This window comes from Streptomyces sp. MUM 203J, assembly GCF_022414595.1.
GTDB lineage: Bacteria > Actinomycetota > Actinomycetes > Streptomycetales > Streptomycetaceae > Streptomyces.
Genome location: NZ_JADWYO010000087.1, coordinates 1 through 18,440 on the forward strand (window position 1 = coordinate 1; position 18,440 = coordinate 18,440).

At 70.6% G+C, this 18,440-nt stretch carries 23 protein-coding genes and 1 tRNA gene; 10 read left to right on the forward strand and 14 right to left on the reverse strand.

Annotation, left to right across the window (positions count from 1 at the left end; all coding sequences use genetic code 11):
- Together I3F58_RS27340 and I3F58_RS27345 are read left to right on the forward strand one after the other, a co-directional pair.
- On the forward strand, positions 1-213 hold a 213-nt coding region (locus tag I3F58_RS27340), incomplete at its 5' end, for a hypothetical protein (protein ID WP_240111387.1).
- 38 nt (positions 214-251) lie between these two features.
- A tRNA-Arg gene (locus I3F58_RS27345) sits at positions 252-327 on the forward strand.
- A gap of 87 nt (positions 328-414) precedes the next feature.
- Here the strand turns inward: I3F58_RS27345 and I3F58_RS27350 are convergent.
- The 5 genes from I3F58_RS27350 to I3F58_RS27365 form a co-directional block, all read right to left on the reverse strand.
- Positions 415-1,389 (reverse strand): phosphorothioated DNA-binding restriction endonuclease, encoded by a 975-nt coding sequence (locus I3F58_RS27350; RefSeq protein ID WP_374208046.1) that lies wholly within the window; start codon positions 1,387-1,389, stop codon positions 415-417.
- Between the two features lie 430 nt (positions 1,390-1,819).
- On the reverse strand, positions 1,820-2,341 hold the full coding sequence (locus tag I3F58_RS27355; protein ID WP_240111389.1) for a hypothetical protein: 522 nt from the start codon (positions 2,339-2,341) through the stop codon (positions 1,820-1,822).
- The gene (locus tag I3F58_RS29500; protein WP_275679000.1) at positions 2,338-2,466 is read right to left on the reverse strand and encodes a hypothetical protein; all 129 of its coding nucleotides are present in this window, start codon (positions 2,464-2,466) and stop codon (positions 2,338-2,340) included. Before I3F58_RS29500 ends, I3F58_RS27355 begins: the two co-directional genes overlap by 4 nt.
- An 84-nt stretch (positions 2,467-2,550) precedes the next feature.
- A complete protein-coding gene (locus I3F58_RS27360; protein ID WP_240111390.1) occupies positions 2,551-3,432 on the reverse strand; it encodes an IS3 family transposase in 882 nt (293 codons plus the stop codon).
- Between the two features lie 2 nt (positions 3,433-3,434).
- Positions 3,435-3,674: a transposase gene (locus I3F58_RS27365; protein WP_240111391.1), complete on the reverse strand. Its 240-nt coding sequence runs from the start codon at positions 3,672-3,674 to the stop codon at positions 3,435-3,437.
- A gap of 304 nt (positions 3,675-3,978) precedes the next feature.
- Here I3F58_RS27365 and I3F58_RS27370 point away from each other — a divergent pair, with 304 nt between their 5' ends.
- Together I3F58_RS27370 and I3F58_RS27375 are read left to right on the forward strand one after the other, a co-directional pair.
- On the forward strand, positions 3,979-4,368 hold the full coding sequence (locus I3F58_RS27370; RefSeq protein WP_240111392.1) for a cupin: 390 nt from the start codon (positions 3,979-3,981) through the stop codon (positions 4,366-4,368).
- A gap of 217 nt (positions 4,369-4,585) precedes the next feature.
- Positions 4,586-5,242 (forward strand): class I SAM-dependent methyltransferase, encoded by a 657-nt coding sequence (locus I3F58_RS27375; RefSeq protein WP_240111393.1) that lies wholly within the window; start codon positions 4,586-4,588, stop codon positions 5,240-5,242.
- Positions 5,243-5,285: 43 nt separating this feature from the next.
- On the opposite strand, the gene I3F58_RS27380 is transcribed toward I3F58_RS27375, so the two are convergent.
- From I3F58_RS27380 to I3F58_RS27405, 6 genes are all read right to left on the reverse strand, one after another.
- Positions 5,286-6,404: a methyltransferase domain-containing protein gene (locus I3F58_RS27380; protein WP_240111394.1), complete on the reverse strand. Its 1,119-nt coding sequence runs from the start codon at positions 6,402-6,404 to the stop codon at positions 5,286-5,288.
- Positions 6,405-6,608: 204 nt separating this feature from the next.
- The gene (locus tag I3F58_RS27385) at positions 6,609-6,791 is read right to left on the reverse strand and encodes a hypothetical protein (RefSeq protein WP_240111395.1); all 183 of its coding nucleotides are present in this window, start codon (positions 6,789-6,791) and stop codon (positions 6,609-6,611) included.
- Complete coding sequence (locus tag I3F58_RS27390) at positions 6,788-7,027, reverse strand: hypothetical protein (RefSeq protein ID WP_240111396.1); 240 nt, start codon at positions 7,025-7,027, stop codon at positions 6,788-6,790. The genes I3F58_RS27385 and I3F58_RS27390 overlap by 4 nt, the downstream gene beginning before the upstream one ends.
- Positions 7,024-7,236 carry a hypothetical protein gene (locus tag I3F58_RS27395; RefSeq protein ID WP_240111397.1) on the reverse strand — a complete coding sequence of 71 codons (213 nt, stop codon included), beginning with the start codon at positions 7,234-7,236 and terminating at the stop codon, positions 7,024-7,026. The genes I3F58_RS27390 and I3F58_RS27395 overlap by 4 nt, the downstream gene beginning before the upstream one ends.
- The gene (locus I3F58_RS27400) at positions 7,233-7,391 is read right to left on the reverse strand and encodes a hypothetical protein (RefSeq protein WP_240111398.1); all 159 of its coding nucleotides are present in this window, start codon (positions 7,389-7,391) and stop codon (positions 7,233-7,235) included. The genes I3F58_RS27395 and I3F58_RS27400 overlap by 4 nt, the downstream gene beginning before the upstream one ends.
- Entirely contained in the window at positions 7,388-7,594 is a 207-nt protein-coding gene (locus tag I3F58_RS27405; RefSeq protein WP_240111399.1) for a hypothetical protein, read from the reverse strand. The genes I3F58_RS27400 and I3F58_RS27405 overlap by 4 nt, the downstream gene beginning before the upstream one ends.
- 175 nt (positions 7,595-7,769) lie before the next feature.
- On the opposite strand from I3F58_RS27405, the gene I3F58_RS27410 reads away from it, so the two are divergent.
- Positions 7,770-8,522: a DUF6879 family protein gene (locus I3F58_RS27410; RefSeq protein WP_240111400.1), complete on the forward strand. Its 753-nt coding sequence runs from the start codon at positions 7,770-7,772 to the stop codon at positions 8,520-8,522.
- Between the two features lie 12 nt (positions 8,523-8,534).
- A complete protein-coding gene (locus I3F58_RS27415; protein WP_240111401.1) occupies positions 8,535-9,389 on the forward strand; it encodes a helix-turn-helix transcriptional regulator in 855 nt (284 codons plus the stop codon).
- 684 nt (positions 9,390-10,073) lie between these two features.
- Here the strand turns inward: I3F58_RS27415 and I3F58_RS27420 are convergent.
- Both I3F58_RS27420 and I3F58_RS27425 read right to left on the reverse strand, forming a co-directional pair.
- The gene (locus tag I3F58_RS27420) at positions 10,074-11,036 is read right to left on the reverse strand and encodes a hypothetical protein (protein WP_240111402.1); all 963 of its coding nucleotides are present in this window, start codon (positions 11,034-11,036) and stop codon (positions 10,074-10,076) included.
- 309 nt (positions 11,037-11,345) lie between these two features.
- On the reverse strand, positions 11,346-11,978 hold the full coding sequence (locus I3F58_RS27425; protein ID WP_240111403.1) for a MarC family protein: 633 nt from the start codon (positions 11,976-11,978) through the stop codon (positions 11,346-11,348).
- A gap of 798 nt (positions 11,979-12,776) precedes the next feature.
- On the opposite strand from I3F58_RS27425, the gene I3F58_RS27430 reads away from it, so the two are divergent.
- From I3F58_RS27430 to I3F58_RS27445, 4 genes are all read left to right on the forward strand, one after another.
- Entirely contained in the window at positions 12,777-13,505 is a 729-nt protein-coding gene (locus I3F58_RS27430) for a TetR/AcrR family transcriptional regulator (RefSeq protein ID WP_240111404.1), read from the forward strand.
- Positions 13,506-13,520: 15 nt separating this feature from the next.
- A complete protein-coding gene (locus I3F58_RS27435; RefSeq protein ID WP_240111405.1) occupies positions 13,521-14,684 on the forward strand; it encodes an MAB_1171c family putative transporter in 1,164 nt (387 codons plus the stop codon).
- Between the two features lie 468 nt (positions 14,685-15,152).
- Entirely contained in the window at positions 15,153-15,611 is a 459-nt protein-coding gene (locus tag I3F58_RS27440) for a helix-turn-helix domain-containing protein (RefSeq protein WP_240111406.1), read from the forward strand.
- The gene (locus tag I3F58_RS27445; RefSeq protein WP_240111407.1) at positions 15,608-16,189 is read left to right on the forward strand and encodes a toxin; all 582 of its coding nucleotides are present in this window, start codon (positions 15,608-15,610) and stop codon (positions 16,187-16,189) included. Before I3F58_RS27440 ends, I3F58_RS27445 begins: the two co-directional genes overlap by 4 nt.
- 61 nt (positions 16,190-16,250) lie before the next feature.
- Here I3F58_RS27445 and I3F58_RS27450 read toward each other — a convergent pair.
- The coding region (locus tag I3F58_RS27450) for an aminotransferase class I/II-fold pyridoxal phosphate-dependent enzyme (RefSeq protein WP_240111408.1) at positions 16,251-18,440 on the reverse strand (2,190 nt) is incomplete at its 5' end.

Consider the following 18,440-nt stretch of genomic DNA (forward strand, 5'->3'; position numbering starts at 1 on the left):
GCTCAGGAGCGCGCGACCGCGGCGGGCGGCACGAGCGGACAGCCGACCGCCCGGAGTCGGCGGCCCCTGCGGGTGCCGGACCGGCCCGAACGGCCTGCGGCCCCGGCCACCCACGGCCCCGACCGCCCGAACCCCCCGCCGACGGCCGCCCGGCACCGGCAGATAACGGCGATCCGCCGCCCTCGCCACCACCACCCCGCCCTGATCCGCTAACCTGTGTGGGACCACCGCCCTCAGCGGTGGTCCCACACGCCTTCGTAGCTCAGGGGATAGAGCACCGCTCTCCTAAAGCGGGTGTCGCAGGTTCGAATCCTGCCGGGGGCACCAGGGAAAACGGCCCGGACCGATCATGGTCCGGGCCGTTTGACTGCACCAACTGACGTCAACCGGGTCAAACAGTCGGGCGCTGGCGCCTCAGCGTCCGCCCCGGTGCTGCTGCCTTGCCGACGCGTCCGCTGAGCACTGCCCGGCCTGCGCGCCGGGACGTTTGAAGACTTGGCGGCCGTGCCAGAGGACGAACTGCTGATCGATGGTGGGGCGACCGGGGCGGGGGGCGGCGATCGGTCGGCCGTGGAGGTCGTCGACGGCACGGCCGGCCGGGCCGCGGGCGACGTACAGCTCGGAGACCTGCATGCGCAGGTCGGGCAGGAGCCCGAGAACGCCGAGGTCGAAGAGGGTGTGGTGCAGGGAGCACAGGGCCAGGCCGTTGTTCACCTCGTCGGGGCCGTCCTGGCTGTGCCAACGTATGTGTGCGGCCTCCAGGCCGACGGGGTTGCGGCCGAGGGCGCCGTCGAATCCGCAGAATGCGCAGGCGTAGGCGTAGGCGTGCAGCACCTCCTCGGCGAATCCGGCACGGCGTCGGCGCCGCTTGCGCTGCACAGACGTGGGCGCGGTGTCGTCGGGACCGGCGGCGAGGTCGAGCCCGACGGCGTCGCAGATGGGTGCCTCCAGCGCAGGGGTGAAGTGCTGCTCAAGGAGGAGGCGTATGGCCGCGGTCAGCGTGCCCGGTGCGGCCAGCAACGTCTCCACGCCGGGGTGCAGGCGGCCGTGTGCTCCCCGGGCGCGCAGCACGCTGCCCCGTTCCGGGGTGTCAGGGCCGACCGCGTCCCCGTCCCCGTCCCGCAGGTCCCACAGTTCGCGCTCCAGGTGCACGAACGGCATCGCCGCCCGCTCCCGCGCTCGCGCGGGGTTCGTCAAGGCCGGGCCGAAGTCGTTGATCAACCGGCTGACCGGCTCCTCCGCCTCGTCGTACGAGACGGCCGTACTGCCGGACTCGGCGAACCTCCCCAGCAGCCACAGCACGAGCAGCGGCTTGTGCGGCGCCCGCCGCCCGCCCATCTGCGCCCGGCGCAGCGCGGACAGGGCACTCATCAGGTCATCTCGTGTCACAGCATCCACTCCGGAGCTCCGTTGCCGTGGAGGCCCGCAGGTGATCCTGCCCTTGTCGGAGCCCGGACCAACGGGACCCGGCGGGGTCATTCTCGACACCACCCAGCACTACGCGTTCTTCTGAGCCATCATCCAGCTCGTGAAGCCACCGATGAACTCGTTTATCGCCCCGAGCGACAAGGGGTTCGATGTGTGCTGCCCGGACAAGTTCACCTCGTACAGCTTGTAGCCGGATGCGGCCTCTCGCACTGCCGCGTCCACGGCCGCGAGTGCCTTGATAACGTCCTCGTGCCGGTCGCCTTCTGCCGCCGGGAGAAGTTCCCCACCGTCTCAGCGTCGTACTCCAAGAGCTTCATGAGGTGCCGACCCGCACGACGAGTTCGGCTGATGACGGCTTCCTGCTCGGCCTCAGACGGTCCTGGGGCCGGGTTCAGAAAGCTGCCAGGTAGACCCGTACACGGTTGCCTGCTGCATCGCCTACATGAATCTCGATAGCCTGAATGTGACTCCGTCGTGAATCTCCGACACAGGGCGGACAGGCGCTCGCCGCGCGCACGCCCTTGATGTCCTGAGGCGGCTTGAGACCCAGGTGTTTGAATCCATCCCCAGTCAGCGAGGAGGCAAACTTCACGGCCTCCAGGGGATGATCAGGCTGAAGGTCATCGACCATCGATTCGGCTGTCTTCGGGTCGGTGACGAACGACAGCATGTAGACGTTCTCCTGTGGCTGAACCCGTACGGCGCCCTTCACCTCTGTCGCGCCGCCGGGGATCTGGACCTTCATGAACTCGGCAGCCTCAGCCGCGCCGGCTCCCTCCTCCCAGTAAGGGAACTCCTTACGAGTGACACGCTCCGGTTGCGTCACCGCACAGGCGGTGAGCATCAGTCCGCTGGCAACAGCGGCCCCTGACAACGCGACCAGCCGCTTCAATGAGCCATGCGAGAGCTTCATCGGTTCTCCTTGTCGCCGCGGGACACGTCCCCGCGCGTGCCCTCGCGCCCAGGGTCGCCCGGTGTGACAGTCGGGACCGTGTGCCCGTTGAGGTTGTACGTGTAGGTGGAGCTGCCGCCTCGCATGTCGAATTCCTGAGCAAGGCCCACTTCGTGGAGCCGCCCCATGTCCTCATCTGAAGTTTCCCCGTGATCTCGGACACTCGTTCGTTATGCCGCGAGGGCGTGTTGATGCCGCTGCCTGGTCTCGGACGGTGTGAGGTAGCCGAAGATCTTGTGCTTGCGCAGGCGGCGGCGGTTGTAGAAGGTCTCGATGAAGGTGAATACCTCGGCGCGGGCGGTGGACCGGTCGGGCCAGGCCCGGGTTCCGATCTCTTCCTTGAGCAGGGCCCAGAAACTCTCCGCTGCGGCGTTGTCGAAACACGATCCGGTGCGTCCGCAACTCTGCCGCAGCCCCAACTCCTGTATTCGAGCCCTGAATTGCGCAGATGTGTACTCGCTGCCGTGATCGCTGTGGATCACGCATCCGGGCTCCAGAGCGCCTCGGCCGTAGGCCATGTCGAGGGCGTCGACGACGAGGTCGGCGCGATGGTGATCGGCCATGGCATAGCCGACGACCTCGCGGGTGGCCAGGTCCAGCCAGCAGGCTAGGTAGAGCCAGCCCCCGGCCGTCGGGAGACAGGTGATGTCGCCGGCCAGCTTGATCCCGGGACGCGCGGCGTGGAAGTCGCGGCCGATGAGGTCCGGGGCCGGCTTCGCCTTCTTGTCCGGCCGGGTCAGCGAGCGGTGCTTGCGGCGGGTGACGCCGCGGATGTCGCGCTCGCGCATGACGCGGGCGATGCGCTTGCGGTTCACCCGGTGCCCCACGCGCCGCAGCTCGGCGTGGATGCGCGGGACACCGTAGGTGCGACGGGAGGCAATGTGGAGCACGGTTATCTCGTGGGCGAGCGCGTCGTCGGCCGCCCGGCGCTCTTGGCGGGCGGCCTCGCCCTCGCGCCAGGCGTAGTAGGAGGAACGGGCCACGTGCAGCACCCGGCACAGCAGCACGATCGGGTAGTTCGCCTTCTCCGCATGGATCAACCGGTACAGCATGGTTACCGGTCGCTCTCCTTCACGAAGAAGGCCGTCGCTTTTTTCAGGATCTCGATCATCTGCTGCTGTTCGCGGTTCTCTCTGCGCAGTCGGCGCAGTTCCTCACGCTCCACGCTGGTCAGCTCGCCCGGGGCGCCCTCGCCCTGGTCGGCCTTGGCCCGGCGGTACCAGCCGCGCAGGGACTCGGAGCTGATGCCGAGTTCCCGGGCGACGGCGGTGACCGTCTTCCCCGAGGAGTTCAAGCGCGACCGCGTCCCGCTTGAACTCCTCGGTGTACCGCTTCGTGTACTTGCTTCCCACCTGCTGCTACTTCCTCTGGAACCTCAGGTCCCAGTCTCCAGGTGTCCACGATCAAGGGGAAGCTTCAGCGAAGACGTCGGCAACAGCCCGGACACCGACCGGCTGGGCCCTGACTCTCATGCGACCGGTTCCCTCCCCTGACCCGTCAGGATCCGCGACCGGCCGGCTCCTCAGGTCCCACGACCGGTCCGGCACCGTGCCACAGCCCCATCGCCTGAACAACCACCACAGAAAGGATGTCCCGGCATGACCGTGACCCCGATCGATCTCTTCGCCTCCTTCATCCACCTCCGCCAGGACGGTCAAGTGCGCGCCGAAAAGCCGGTGTTCGTTTCTGAACGGGACGGCTGGCAGGTGATGACCTTCCGTGTGGAGACCGATGCCGACGTCCACGGCGACCACTGGGAGGTCCACACCGCCGCGGACGAAGTCGTCTCGTGCCTCACCGGCGGGATACGCCTCTGCTTCCGCCCGGAGCAGCCGGGAGGAGAAGAGGAGCAGGTCAGGCTGGCGGCCGGCACTGCCGCCGTCGTGCCGCGCGGGCGATGGCACCGCATCGCCCTGGACGCCCCGAGCGACATCATGTCCATCACCTTGCCACGCGGCAGCCGCCTGGAACGACGGACCGAAGCCTGAGCCGCAGGAGCCACACGTGTGTCCGGGCGAGCGCGGACGGTGTCCGCCCGGGCGGTGTTCGTCCCTCACCCGGAGCGGGGACCGCTCGCGCGAGCGATGCACGGACCACGTAGCGAAGAAGGTCCCGTGATCACATGGCGGGAGGCGAGGTTCCCGGGGCGGGCTCGGTGCCAGGCCGGAGAACAGCCGTGCACGCCACGGGTGTTAGCTTCCCCTCATGGCGGATCACCGGGACGGGACCAGGGCGGCTTACGACGGGATCGCCGAGCTGTACGCGTCGATGTTCGCCGACCGGCTGGAGACACGGCCGTTCGCACGGAACATGATCGGCACCTTCGCCGAGCTGGTACGCGCGACCGGGAACCTGCGGGCAGCCGACGTCGGGTGCGGGCCCGGACATCTGACGGCCATGCTGCACGACCTTGGGTTGGACGCCTTCGGGCTCGACCTCTCCCCGGCCATGGTCGACCACGCCCGACGGGCCCATCCGGCGCTGCGGTTCGACGAGGCGCGGATGGAGGCCGTGCCCGTCGAGGACGACGCGCTGGGCGGCGTCCTGGCCCACTACTCGGTGATCCACACCCCGCCTGGAGAGTTGCCCGCGCTGCTCGCCGAGCAGGCGCGTGTCCTGGCACCAGGGGGCCTGCTCCTGGTCTCGTTCTTCGCGACCGACGGACCGCAGCCGGTCCGCTTCGACCACAAGGTGGCGCCCGCCTACAGCTGGCCGGCGGACCGCTTCGCCGAGTCGCTGGCCGGGGCCGGGTTCGACACATTCGCCCGTCTGCTCCACGACCCGGCCTCCGAGCGGGGCTTCCTCGATGCCCACTTGCTGGCCCGGCTCCCCCAGAGCGAACCCGAGGACCTCGCGCGGTGAAGCCCCGGCCGGTGCCTCGGGGAAGGTGCGGGCCGGGGCGGTCTCATGGCTGGGCGGGCAGTGTCCAGGGGGCGGGCTCGATGGCCTGTGGCGGGTGGTCGAGCATCAGGCGGTCGCCTGCCGAGGAGACGGAGAGCCGGAACCTGCCGTGCTCGGGGCAGCCGAGCGTGACGTACTCGCCGTGGACCTGCTCGATCTCCCGCCACAGGGTCCGCGGACCGTACTGCCACACGGTGCGGCCGCTGACGTGCACGGCTGAGCCGGTTTCGTCCTGAGCCCACACATGCGTGCCCGTGCCGCGGCCGGTGTGCCACATGCGCACCCCTGGAAGGCGCGCGCCCGCGTAGAGAGCGAAGCCGAGCGTCAGCAGCTCTTGCACCGCCAGGTCAGTGGCGCCTTGGCGGACGGTCGAGTCGTCGACCGCGGCCGGGCTCCTGGTGGGCCGGTGGGAGCGCATCAGCATGTACGAGGCGCCGCCCTCGAAGTGTCCCTGGCCTGTGGCGCCGTTGCCCGCGGTCATCCGAACGAGTGCCCCGGACCAGAAGTCACGGTGCAGCGGGGCAACGAGGATCCCGCCGGGGCGTAGCTGTGCCAGCAGCGCGGGCGGGATGTGGCGCACAGCACACGTGACCACGATCCGGTCGTACGGTGCCGCGGAGGGCAGGCCCCACTCGCCGTCGACGTGGACGACACGCGGCTGGTACCCGGCGGCGGACAGCCGGTCGGCCGCCTGGTGGGCCAGGTAGGAATCCACCTCCACCGTATGAATGTTCCTCTCCCCCACGCGGGCGCACAGGAGTGCGGCGAGGTGGCCGGTGCCGGTGCCGACCTCCAGCACACGGTGTCCGTCCTGGACGTCGAGGAGCTGGAGCATGCGGGCGACCATGGACGGTTTGGAGTTGGAGCAGGTGGCGATGCCTGGGCCGTCCGGGCGGCCGTCGTCGATCTGGGTGACGACCGGTTCGTCGGAGTGGATGAGGGCGAGGCGGTCGCGACCGGTGACCGGCACGCAGCCGGTGGGTACCTGGCGCCAGATGCGCTCGGGGACGAAGTGCTCGCGGGGGACGCGCAGCCAGATGCGGTGCCAGGTGTCGTCGAGCAGGCCGCGCTCGTAGAGGTGGTCCACGAGCGCGGCGTGCCCGCCCCTGGGGGCGGTGGTCAACTCGGGCTCCTCACTTGCCGGGGCCGGAACCGTCGGGGTTCGGCGGCTGCGGGGGCGGGTTCCACGGCTTGTCGGACGGAGGTCCGGCGTGCTTGCCGTCGTCGGCCACGGGGTTCCTCCTGGTGGCGGTCGGATGGTGCGTCTGCTGGTGGTGCAGCCCGCCTCCTGCGGCGCCGCGCCGTCGCCGGCCGCAGGAGGCGGGAGTCAGCGGCGGCTGTACGGGCCGTCCTGGTGGCGCCGGACGTACGGGGCCTGCCGGGGCCCGCACAGCGGGTGGTAGTACACGGTCGGCTTGGCGCCGGACGCGGACTCGGGGACGAAGGCGCGGGCCTCGCCCTCGATGGGCCGGTCGCAGAACCCGCAGTACCGCACCCCCGCCGCCGTCACGACGCCCCCTTCACGGCCTGGGCCTTGGCGTAGCAGGTGGGGCAGGCGAACAGGTCGGCGCCGACGTAGTGGACGCCGAGCCACTCGTCCGTGCGCGTCACCAGCCTGCTTCCCTCGGCCGGGAGAGGCTGGCGGCACCAGAGGCAGTCGCCGCCCGCGTACACGTCCCACGGCAGGCCCCGGACCGTGGTCGGGATGGCGTAGTCCGTCGGCTGCTCGACCGCCGGGGCGCTCACTCTGCCCTGCCTGGGACGCATCCGGTGCAGGCGCGGCGGGGCTCCAGGCCGGGCAGCGGGATCGAGGGGATCCCGTGGAGTTCGCGCCCGCAGTCCGCGCACTGATGGCCCGCTTCCTGCCGCAGGCGGTTGGGCTCCGGCTGCGGGATCGCGGCCGGGGCGCCGAGCCAGGTCAGGTACACCGTGCCCGGGCGACGTTGCTCGCTCACCTGCTCGCCTCCTGCCTACGGCGGCAGGGCGGGCAGGAGCAGGGCGGGAAGCCCGTCGTGGTCGGCGGGGAGTCAACCGGGGCCACCTCCCGCCGCTCACGGACCGTGGTGACGGTGCCGTCGCGGTGCCTCGCGTACACCTTGATCGTCATCATGCTGCGGTCTCCCCTCGCAGTGCGTGCGCCAGGCGCAGGGCCGCCTGCACGCGGACGCAGCCCAGGTCGACGAGGCGCAGGGAAGGCGACTCCGGGACCGCGGCGAGCGATGGCAGCACGACCCCGACGTGGTCGAGCGCCGCTCGCAACGACTCCACAGCCGTGAAGGGGTCGGTGTCCTGTGACTCGGGTGCTGTAGCCATGAACAGGACGCTATGGAAGCGGCGTTGACAGACGCCATGCGATGTTCTCGAATGTTCTCACTAGCTGGCCGGATGTTCTCGTGTGGTCTCATGCAGGGACGTGCGGTCTGTGGTGCGGTACGCCTGACGGGGTGATGCTGGATGCGACAACAGCCCGGCAGCAGAGGAGGCGAACATGGCACAGCGACTTCACTTCAACGGCACCGACAGCAAGAACGGCGGATGTCCCGCAGTGCACGAGGACCTCGACACCGGTGACATCATCGTTCAGGGACGGCCCATCACCGATCCTGAGGACATCGCCCAGCTTCAGCACTTCGGGCCCGGTGACGCCGCGGTGGCCGTGCCCCGCGAGCTGCTCGTCAACCACGGCCCCAAGGAGATGGAGCGCGTGCCCAAGCTGATCGACCTGGAGGAGTTCGGCCGTCTCTTCGAAACCTTCGAGCACTCGGCCTGGCATCTGGAGACCCGGCGTGCCTACTCCTCGGACCGGGAGGACCCCACATACGACGAGTTCCTCCGCACTGGCACGGCTCCCACGGACCTCGACAGCAAGTGGTGCGTGAACATCAGCCGACAGACATCCAGCGGCAAGTACGTGGGCCGCGTCCGTGTCGTCGACAACCCGCCGACTGAGGGGCAGCTGTTCCTGCTCAGCTACGCCCGGTGCAACGCAGCCACCGGTGAGGACGTGCGGAGCCTATGGCGAAAGGACGCCGAACGGGCATACCTTCCTGCCCAGGACTTCTGGATCTTCGACAGTCGCCTTGTCGCAGTGCTCCGCTTCGACAACGAGGATGCACTCCACGACGTGGAGGTCATCACAGAGCCGGCCCAGGTGCTGAGGTACTGCCAGGTACGTGACGCCGCGGTCCATGCCTCTCTTCCGTACGACCAGTTCGCGGCGCAGCTCGGCGCGAAGGGCTAGCGAGCGGCAACAGTGAGCACGGACTACCAGCAGGCTCGGGAAGCACTCGGCGTGCGCCTGAGAGAACTACGTCTCTCAGCCCCTGGGGGTCGGCTCACCGGTACCCAGCTGGCACAGCGGCTCGGCTGGCCGCACTCGAAGGTGTACAAGCTGGAGGGCGGACGTCAGACCGCGACGTCCGCAGACCTGCGTGCGTGGGCCGATGCCGTCACCCGACCCGAGGTGTTCGATGAACTGGAGTCCCGTCTCAAGAACTTCGAGTCCCACATCCGCTCATGGCGGCGCCAGCTGGCGGCTGGTCACCGACCGGTCCAGGACAGTTGGAACCTCGAAGTTGACCGGTCCAGGACCATCTGCGCGTGGGAAGAGGCCGTTGTCCCCGGAATGCTCCAGACCGCGGACTACGCACGGCACATCTTCTTGCGGTACGCCGATCTCCAGGGATCGGTACGCGATACCGATGAGGCGGTCCGGGCGCGGGCGAAGCGCCAGGAGTGGCTGTACCAGGGCGGCGGTCGGAAGTTCCACGCGCTGGTGTGGGAGGCGGCGTTGCACGCGTTGGTGTGTCCTCCGCTGGTCCTCGCTGCGCAGCTCGATCGGCTGGCGGGCGTGATCGGGATGGACACCGTGGAACTCGGAATCATCCCTCTCGGGGCGACACTGAAGATCCCCACAGCCAACGGATTCTGGGTGCTGGACGACCGGCTGGTCATCGCTGAGGACTGGCATGCAGAGCTGTGGCTGGACGACTCAGAGACCGTTGCGTCATACCGACGGGTATGGGAGACGCTGCGGGAGTCGGCCGTGTACGGGGCCGAAGCTCACAACGTACTCAACCGCGCGCGGAGTGCGCTTGATCTGCGCTGACCCCGGGGACGACGAAGGCGCCCCCTGCCCTCTCTCCCCCCCGTGAGGAGATCAGGAGGGGTCGTCGTACGGCGGTCGGGTCAGCATTTGCACGAGGTACCAGGCGGCGAACGGGATCACGCCACCGCGAACGTCCAGACGCGGGCGCAGCCCCGGCGCCACACCCGCGTCCGCTCTGACAGCGTGTCTCCTGCGCGGCAGTTCGCGGGGCGTTCACCGATGGCGGCCCCCGCCGCGAGGATGCCGCCCCACATCATCCGGTCAGCCGCAGTGACGCGGCCTTCTCAGCGCTGTCCGGGCACAGGCACGTGGTCCGGGCATCCACGTGGTAGCAGGCGTGCCCGGCCGCTCCTCGGTCCCCGACCAGTTGTCGACGAAGTCGTGCACCCGGCCATCCAGTCGGTGCCCCCCACGGCCGCCGACCACGCCTTCGGCGCCCTGCCCGGCACGGTCGCTGCTCCGCATCGGATGCGGAGGGAGCCGACAGCCGGGACGCCCGTGGGCTTCGGCGTCTCCGGCTGCCCCGGCTTCCCGGCCTGCCCGAAGAGACGCCTCGTCCACCTGCGGTCACACATCTGCAGCGGAGTACCCACGCATGCGCGACGCGTGGGCGGACAGGTCAGCGCCAGGCTTCGCAGGCAGAGTGCGGCGCCGCGGCTCCGCGGCTCGTCGGCTGGAGTCCGGTCAGTCGCAGTCGCCGCACCCGCAGGGCGGCTCGTACATCTCCTGTCTGGTGGACTCATCACCGGGGCGGGCGAGGAGGTGCTGCGGCAGGTGCTCCCGCATCTGCCACCACTCCAGCGTGAACTTGTGCCGGTCCTCCCCATAGACCAGGTACGGCCCGTTCTCGCGCAGCGGCAGGTACGTGTACCAGTCGTCCTTGAGGGCGAGCACGGTGTCCGGTGCGGGCTCGGCGGGGCGGTCCGCCCTGGAGCTGCGTACATGGTGGACGTCCGCCGCGGTGATGTCGCGTACCGGAGTGAGGACGAGCGGCCAGTTTGCGGGGTTGTCGGAGTCGTCGATGTCCTGCGGCACTTCGACGGATCGCCTCGTGAGGACGTGCAACCTCCATTGCCCCACCGTGGTCGCGTGGTACACCTCCTCCATGGGCATTCCGGCGCGGACAGCGTGGACGGCCAGTGCCTCCGTCTCGGAGAGACCGCCCCGGCCGTACTCGATCGAACAGGCGGCCTCGCCTGCCATGTGCAGCCAGAACTCCGGGCTGCAGCCGTCCGGTACCGGGTCGCCGAGGTGGTCGGCACAGCGGCTGCCGGGTCCGGCGGGTGCCTTGTTGTTGCAGAAGGAGCGCCCGCACAGCTCGACGACCTGCTGGGTGCCCAGCACGGGGTCGAAGAGGGTGCACGCACGGAACACCCTCCTGGGTCCGCCGCCCGTCGCGGTGAAAAACCGTATGCGCTCGCCGCGTCTGGCGCGCTCGACCCTGAACGTCCGCACCTCCCATGCCGAGAGGACGTGCCCGGCCATGGCGACGGCCAGGGCGGGGAAGGGGCGGAAGGGCAGGGGGGTCGAGTCGTCGAGGGTCGGGATCTCGGTGAACGGGCGGCGGGTGTCGTAGTCGTCAAGGTGCCGGAGCGCGAGTGTCAGGAGTCCTGCGGCGTCGACGTCCGTTCCGTCGGTTTCGGGCATGGGCTCTCCGTTCGGGGGGTCGGCCACCGGGCCTCGGGCAGGCGCGTCCGGGGCCCGGTCGGGTCCGGCCCGGTCGGGCGAGACGATACCGACGGACCTCGGGCGTGCGAAACATCTTTTCCACGGCCCCGCGGCCGACTGCGTTACCGGGGCCCGGCGTTGGAGCGGGTGGACGGCGTGGGGCAGGTCATCGACCGGCCGCGGACGGAGCGTCCTGAGCTGTTCCGTGGATCAGGCCGAGGGGCTCCCCGGTGCCGGGGCGAAGGAGGATCCGCTCCCGGACGAGCCGGGTCCGCGCAGGGTGACGGCTCAGCTGATGCCGAAGTAGTCCTTGAACCCGCCGAGCATGAGCTGGATGCCGATGGTGGCGACGAACAGGCCGCCGAACCGGGACATGACGGCCATGGTCTGGGGCGACAGGTTCACCCGGTCGAACAGCATCAGATGTCCTACCGGAATCAGGGCCACGGTGATGCCGACGGCGATGAGGGCGGCAATCGGGCCGGACCAGCCGTCGCCCGTCGAAGCAATCGTGATCACCGAGGTGATGGCCCCCGGACCGGCCATGAAGGGAATGGCGTAGGGCACCACGATGGAACCCTCGGCCGACCTCGGCGGTGGTGGTTCGTGGGCGGGAGCACCGCCCTGCGCCTGGGACGGTTCGCCCCCGTAGAGCATCTCGAAGCCCATCAGGGCGAGCACCAGGCCGCCCGCCAGGCTGAAGGCCCCCAGGCTGATGCCGATCAGGTCGAGCAGCTCCCGGCCGACCAGGGCGGCCCCGCCCAGGGTGACGGCGACCGTCAGCATGATGCGGCGGACGTATTCGCGGCGCCGCTCGGGCTCGTTCTCGGTGAGGATGCGGAAGAACATGCCACGGATGAACGGATCGACGAGCACGAGCATCATGATCGTCGCCTGAACCGTGAGTTCGAGTGTGCTCATGCAGTCACCTCGCCGTCGTGGGACGGACGAGCGCCGACGGCCCCACACCACCGGCGTTCCTCGTCCGAGAGCAGCCTCTCCTCTGTGTCCGCCCGCCTGGCGCTGGACCAGCGCTGTCGGCGTCGCGCCCACTCAGCCGGAGTAGCGGACGTACGCCTCAAGGGAGGTGAACCGGGTTCGGGCTCGTCCGGTCGACGGCGGATCCGGTGGTCGAGGGGACCCCGGACGAGCGAGACCGGCGCCGGGTACGCGGCTGTCGAGGGAGCATTTCACCCTGCCGAGTGTCAGGAACACCCGCGGCAGCGGGCAGATGGCCGGCCCCCTTCTCCAGGAGGGGCGGGCGCACTCGGCAGCCGGGCATCGGCCGCGCGGACGGGTTCTCCCCGTACCGGCAGGCAGCGCAGGCCGGACGGCCCCGCGCATCGCGGCTGGTGCGGGCGGGCCCGGCTGCGGATCGAGCGGGCCCGGCCGCCCCCACGGAGACCCGGGCAGCCGTACGCCGTCGGCCCGCCCTCACGGCTGCTCAGGCCGCAGCGGCTCCATGGCCCGGCTTTCCGGCGGGCGTCCGGCACCCCCGGCCCCGGCGGGTCCGGCCCCGGCGGTCCTGGCGGACGCGGTTCTGGGCGCGTTGGTCCCGGCGCGGCGGAGCGCGGCCCGTGATCACGCGGACAGGGCACGGCGCGGGTGGCCGGGACAGCGGGCACGGTCTGGGGCCCGTGTGGCCGGATCGGCGTGGAGGGGGCGGGGAGGTCCGGCCGGTGGGCTGAGGGGGCCGGGGGTGGCGGGTACGGTTCGGACATGGTTTCTTCCGAAGCACATGTGGGCGATGACAAGTCCGAGCTGTCCGAGGCCGTCAAGGCCGCCGCGCGTCAACTGATGCTGAGGGCGGGGGCCGGAGGGCTGAGCCTGGAGGCTGTCGCGCGAAGCGGCGGACCGGGGGCCGGGGAGGTCGGAACGGTCTTCGGTACACGTGACGAGCTGTTGACCGCTCTGATCACCGACGCCTACAACGCGTCCGGATCCGCCATGGAGCGGGCGGATCAGGCCGCCGTCGACGCCGGGGCCTCGGCCGGTGCGCGGCTGCTCGCCGTCACACGGGCGCTGCGGCAGTGGTCGTTCGACAACCCGGCCGAGTTCACGCTGATCTACGGCTCACCGGTGCCGGACTACCACGCCCCGCAGGACACGGTCCCGGCCGCCTCGCGGACGCCCGCGGTGCTCGCGGCCATCGTGCGTTCGGCGCTGGCGGCCGGAGAACTCGCGGCGCCGCGGCGGGCGGTGCCCGGGCCTCCGCTGCTGCTGCCGGAGGCCGTGGAGATGTTCGGCGGCGTGCCCGAGGCGCCGTTCTCGGACATCATCGAGCGCGGCATCGTGCTGTGGAGCAGCCTGATCGGCCTCCTGGTGTTCCAGGTCTTCAGCCGTACCCACGACAGCGTCCGGGACGAATCCGCGTTCTTCGACTACGCCGTCGCCGTGGCGGCCGAGAGCATCGGGCTCACCGTTCCCCTGTCCGAGAACGACGACTGATCTCTCTCCGCATCCGTGAACACCATCAGAACGCTCTGTTTCGTCATCGCCGCGCTCTCCTCGTACGCCGCGCTCGTCTACCGGCTGTTCCAGGCCCGGCGCAACTGGCGGGACAGCGCCTACCGCACCCTCGTGATCACGCTGGTGCTCCAGTGCCTCACCTTCACGATGGGCGCCGTCGCCATGGGCGGCGGCAGCCTCCTGGGCATCGGCAATCTCGCCATCCTGGTGATGCACCTGGCGGCGGTCGCCTTCTGCGTCAGCGCGCAGATCATCCTGCTGCGCTGGGCGGCCGCCGAGGAGGAGGCACGGCGCAGGACCCGCTACTGGGTGATCACCGGCATCGCCCTCGATGTGCTGCTGGCGGCGCTCTTCCTGCTCGCGGACGGACCCGGCAGGGCGGCCTCGGACTTCGACACGGGCAGTGGACAGCCGCTGGTCCTCACGTACCTGCTGGTCTTCATCGTCTCCCAGGCGGTTCCGTGCGTCACGATCTTCCGGCAGTGCGGCCCGTACGCCCGGATGACCGACAAGGCGGAACTGCGTCAGGCGCTGCGGCTGTTGTCCGTGGCGGCGGTGATCCTCTTCCTCTACTGCACGGCCAGGACGGTCAACATCCTGACCTCCGCGGCCGGGATCGACATCGGCGGCTGGAAGCTGGCCTCCAACATCTTCAGTGCGGCGGGCATCGCCCTGCTCTCACTCAGCCTGACCCGGCCCTCCTGGGGCAGCCCGGTCGTCAAGCTCCTTGAGTGGAGCGACAGTTACCGGGCCTACCGGGCGCTGTACCCGCTCTGGCGGGACCTGTACGAGTCCTCCCCGGACATCGTCCTGGAGCCGCCCGGGGCCTCGGTGTCCGATGTCTCCGACCTCGACTACCGGCTGCACCGGCGGGTCATCGAGATACGGGACGGGTGGCGGGATCTCCGCCCCTACATCGACCGTACGGGTGGCGCGCCCGAGGGTGCGGGGCCCGCGGCCGGCGAGGAGTCCCGGCAGGCCTTCACGGAGGCCGCGCGGATCAGGCAGGCGCTGCACGCCAAGCGCACCGGCACCGCCCCCGACGACAGCAGGGACGCGGGCGGTTTCGAAGACCGTGATACGGACAACTTCGCCGCGGAAGTCGCATGGCTCACCCAAGTCGCTTCCGCCTACAGTAAGCTCGGCAGCGCGAGTTGAGACCTCCCGCCCGGCCCGTATCCCCCGTCGGACCGGGCGGGATTCCCCAGGTGGGATCCGTCGTTCCCCCGTCGGATCCCACCACCTCTCCCCAAGTTCCCCCGGTGCCCTCCGGGCTTCCCCCTGGCGTCCCTTCGGACCTTCGGGTCCCTTGGTTCCCTGTGCTGCGTACGTCCGTACGTTCCCCCGTACTTCGGTACGTCTCCCCCGTGCCACGCTGTCGGACCCCCGGTGGCGGGTGGCTCCCGCTCCGGACCGGCCCGGCCGTCCCCCGAGGGCCGGGCAGTCCGACATCGTCACCGGCAGACCGGCAGGCAACTCGGCTACCCCCGTAGGCCAAGTTAGCTGACAGCTATCGGTGAGCCACCACGTTGACGGAGTCTCGGCCAATTGTCAACTGTCAGCTAATCTGCCACACTTCGATTAGCCGAGGGCTATGCCGAGGAGGTGACGGGAGGGAGATTCGCCATGTCCGAGACCGACGACCGCCCCCTGTTGGCGGTGCGTCTGGACGACCTCTTCAGGACGGTTCGTCCCAAGGGACGGCACTGGACCAACGCCGAGGTGGCGGAGGAACTGAAGAAGGCCAACCCCGAACTCCGCGTCGGGGGTGTGTACCTGTCGCAGCTCCGGACCGGCAAACGCTCCAATCCGTCCCCGGATCTCCTGGCCGCACTGGCCCGCTTCTTCGGTGTGTCGGTCGCGTACTTCTTCGACGACGAGGTCGCGAAGTCGGTCCTGAGCGAAGTCGCCGCCATCGAGGCGCTACGGCAGTCCGGAGTCCGGGCGGTGGCGATGCGGGCCGCCGGAATGAAGAAGGAGAACCTCCAGGCCATCACGGCCATCATGGACCAGTACCGGCAGTTGCAGGGTCTCCCGCCCGTCGCGGACCAGGCGGAGGCCGGGGACTCCCCGGACCGAACGTGAGGTTCCCCGGGAAGGGGCGGCTCGCCGGCCGGGACCGCCGCAGTCAGCTGAAGCGGCTCCGGAAGGCCGGTGCGCGGCGGATAGCCGAACTCGACCTGCCCAAGGTGGCCGATGTGGACGAACTGTGCCGCCACCTCGGGGAGATCCGCGACCGGCCCATCACCCTCGTCCCGATGCAGATGCCTGCCTCGCACCCGTGCGGCATGTGGGTCGCCGCGCGCGACGAGGACCTGATCTTCTACGACGCCAACACGACCAGCGCGCATCAGGAGCACATCATCTTGCACGAGCTGGGCCACATCATCTGCTGCCATCGCGGGGCGGGCCTGCTGGACGAGGCGACCGCCCGCCTCCTCTTCCCGAACCTCGACCCCGACCTCGTACGCGACATGCTCCTGCGCGCGACCTACGACGACGTCCAGGAGCAGGAGGCGGAGATCATCGCCTACCTGCTCTCCCAGCGGGTCGGCACCTGCGAGCAGCGGCAGGGCACGCCCTCCGCCTCCGGAGAGGCGGAGGAAGCCGGGGACGCGGGGACGAACGCCATGCTGAACAGGATCGAGCGCACCCTGATCTGACATGACCCGCCTACCGCCCCGGCGGCGCGCGCCGCTCCCCCGCGCGGCCCGCCCGCTCCGCTCACCCGGCCGCGTCGGCGGCCTCCTGTGCCAGCACCGACACCGCACGGCGGATGTCGTCCTCCCGGTGCTCACTGGTGACGAAGAACCGCAGCCGGGCGAGCCCCTCCTCCACGGCCGGGTGGAAGATCGGGTCGGCGATGACCCCCTGCTCGTACAGCCGGTCCGCCACCCGCAGCGTCCGCGCCGAGGAGCCGAGAAGGCACGGCACGATCGGGGTGTGGGCGCTGGAGCCCGTCGCCAGGCCGGCCGCCGTGGCGAGGTCCAGGAAGAGCCGCGCGTTGCGCCGCAGAGCCCGTACCCGGTGCGGTTGCGCCGTGATCAGCTCGGTCGCGGCCAGCGCGGCGGCGGCATTGGCCGGGGTGAGACCGACGCTGTAGACGAAGCCGGGCAGCGTGTGCCGCAGCCATCGCACCATCCGTGCCGAGCCGCCCAGATAGCCCCCGCAGCTCGCGAAGGCCTTGGAGAGCGTGCCCATCCACAGGTCCACGCCGGTCCGGTCGGCGGCGAAGAACTCGCCCACGCCTCGGCCGGTCTCGCCCACCGTGCCGATGCTGTGCGCCTCGTCGACCATCAGCAGAGCGCCGTACCGTTTCTTCAGCCCGATCACGGCGGGCAGGTCCACCAGATCGCCGTCCATGCTGTACGCGCCCTCGACGGCGATCAGTACGCGCCGGAAGCGGCCCCGGTTGAGCCGCAGCAGGTGCTCCAGCTGCCCCGTGTCGTTGTGGGCGAACGGGCGGCGGGCCGCGCCGGACAGGGCGCAGCCCTGCAGGATGCTGTCGTGGGCGAGCGCGTCGTGGACGACGAGGTCGCCCTTGCCCACGAGGTGCCCTATCGCGGTGACGTTGGTGGCGTGGCCGCTCACCAGCGCCAGGCAGTCCTCGACCCCGAGGAAGGAGGCGAGCGCGCGTTCCAGCCGTACGGTCAGGTCCCGTTCGCCGGAGAGGACGCGGCTCGCGGAGACCGAGGTGCCGTACCGGTCCACCGCCTCGCGCGCGGCCTCGCTGACCGCCGGATGGCCGGACAGCCCCAGGTAGTTGTAGCTGCCGAAGGACAGGTAGGCGCGGTCGCCTATGACCGTCCGGTCGCGGATGGTGCCCTCGTGGATCCGGAAGTACGGGAAGTCCGCGCCGCTGCCGGTGACGGCGTCGAGGCGCTCCTCGAACTGCCGCACCTCCGGGAAGTCGTCGACCCGCGCGGTGTCGGCGCCCCAGTCCGACCGCACCTCCCGGGGTGGGGGCGGCACCGGGACGAGCGGGCCGTCGGCACGGGTGTCCGCCAGCTCGGTCAGTCGTCCGATCGTGAGGCCGGGCTCGAACACCTCCTCGGTGCGGAGGCCCGGTACGCGTCTGCGGAGGCCGACCTCCAGGTCCTCCAGCATCAGGGAGTCGAAGCCGAGGTCGTCCACCAGGACCATCCGCTCCTTCAGGTCGGCGACGGGGAAGACGCCGACCCGCGACACCTCCTCCAGCACGACGGACGCGACGGACGCGACGGGCCCGGCGGGTGGAGCGGCGGGCATCAGGGGCTCATCGGCCGCAGGGACCGCGTCGGCCACCGCCTCCGGCACCGTCTCGCGCTTCGACTCGTCCACCGCCCAGTGGTGGCGCGGGGCCAACGGGCTCGGCGGCAGCGTGCACGGGGGGATACGTTCCTTCACCGGACGGAGACAGGCACCCGCGACCACGAGTTCCGCGAGCCGCGCCAGCTCGGCGGTGCGCGCCCCGGCGGACAGCGAGCCAGGCGCCGGAAGCTCGGCCTCCGGCTGTTCGCCCGCCTCGGCCGAACCGGCCGCCAGCCCGGGCCCGAGCACACCGGTGCGCCCCGCGTCCAGGGCTTCGGCGGCCGTGGCCAGCCTGGCCGCGGCGTCGGCGGTGTCCTCCGCCACGACAGCGAGGCGCTCGGGGAAGGAAGTCCGCCGGGCCAGGGTGTCCGCGGTCCGGGACAGCGGCGGCCGGTCGTCGGAGAGGACCCGCGCCACCTCCCGGGCGTACCGGGCCAGCCCGGCCCGGTCCCGGGCGCTGAGCAGCAGCAGCTGCGCTTCGTCGTCCGGCACAGGCCCGTCCGGGGCGGCTCCGGCCGCGTCGGCGACGGCCGGGACGGGTGCGCCCGGGGAGGTGGCGGACCTGGGGGCTGCCGCCGCGAAGGCGGGCGGCGCCGGGACAGCCGGCGCAGGGGAAGCCGGCGG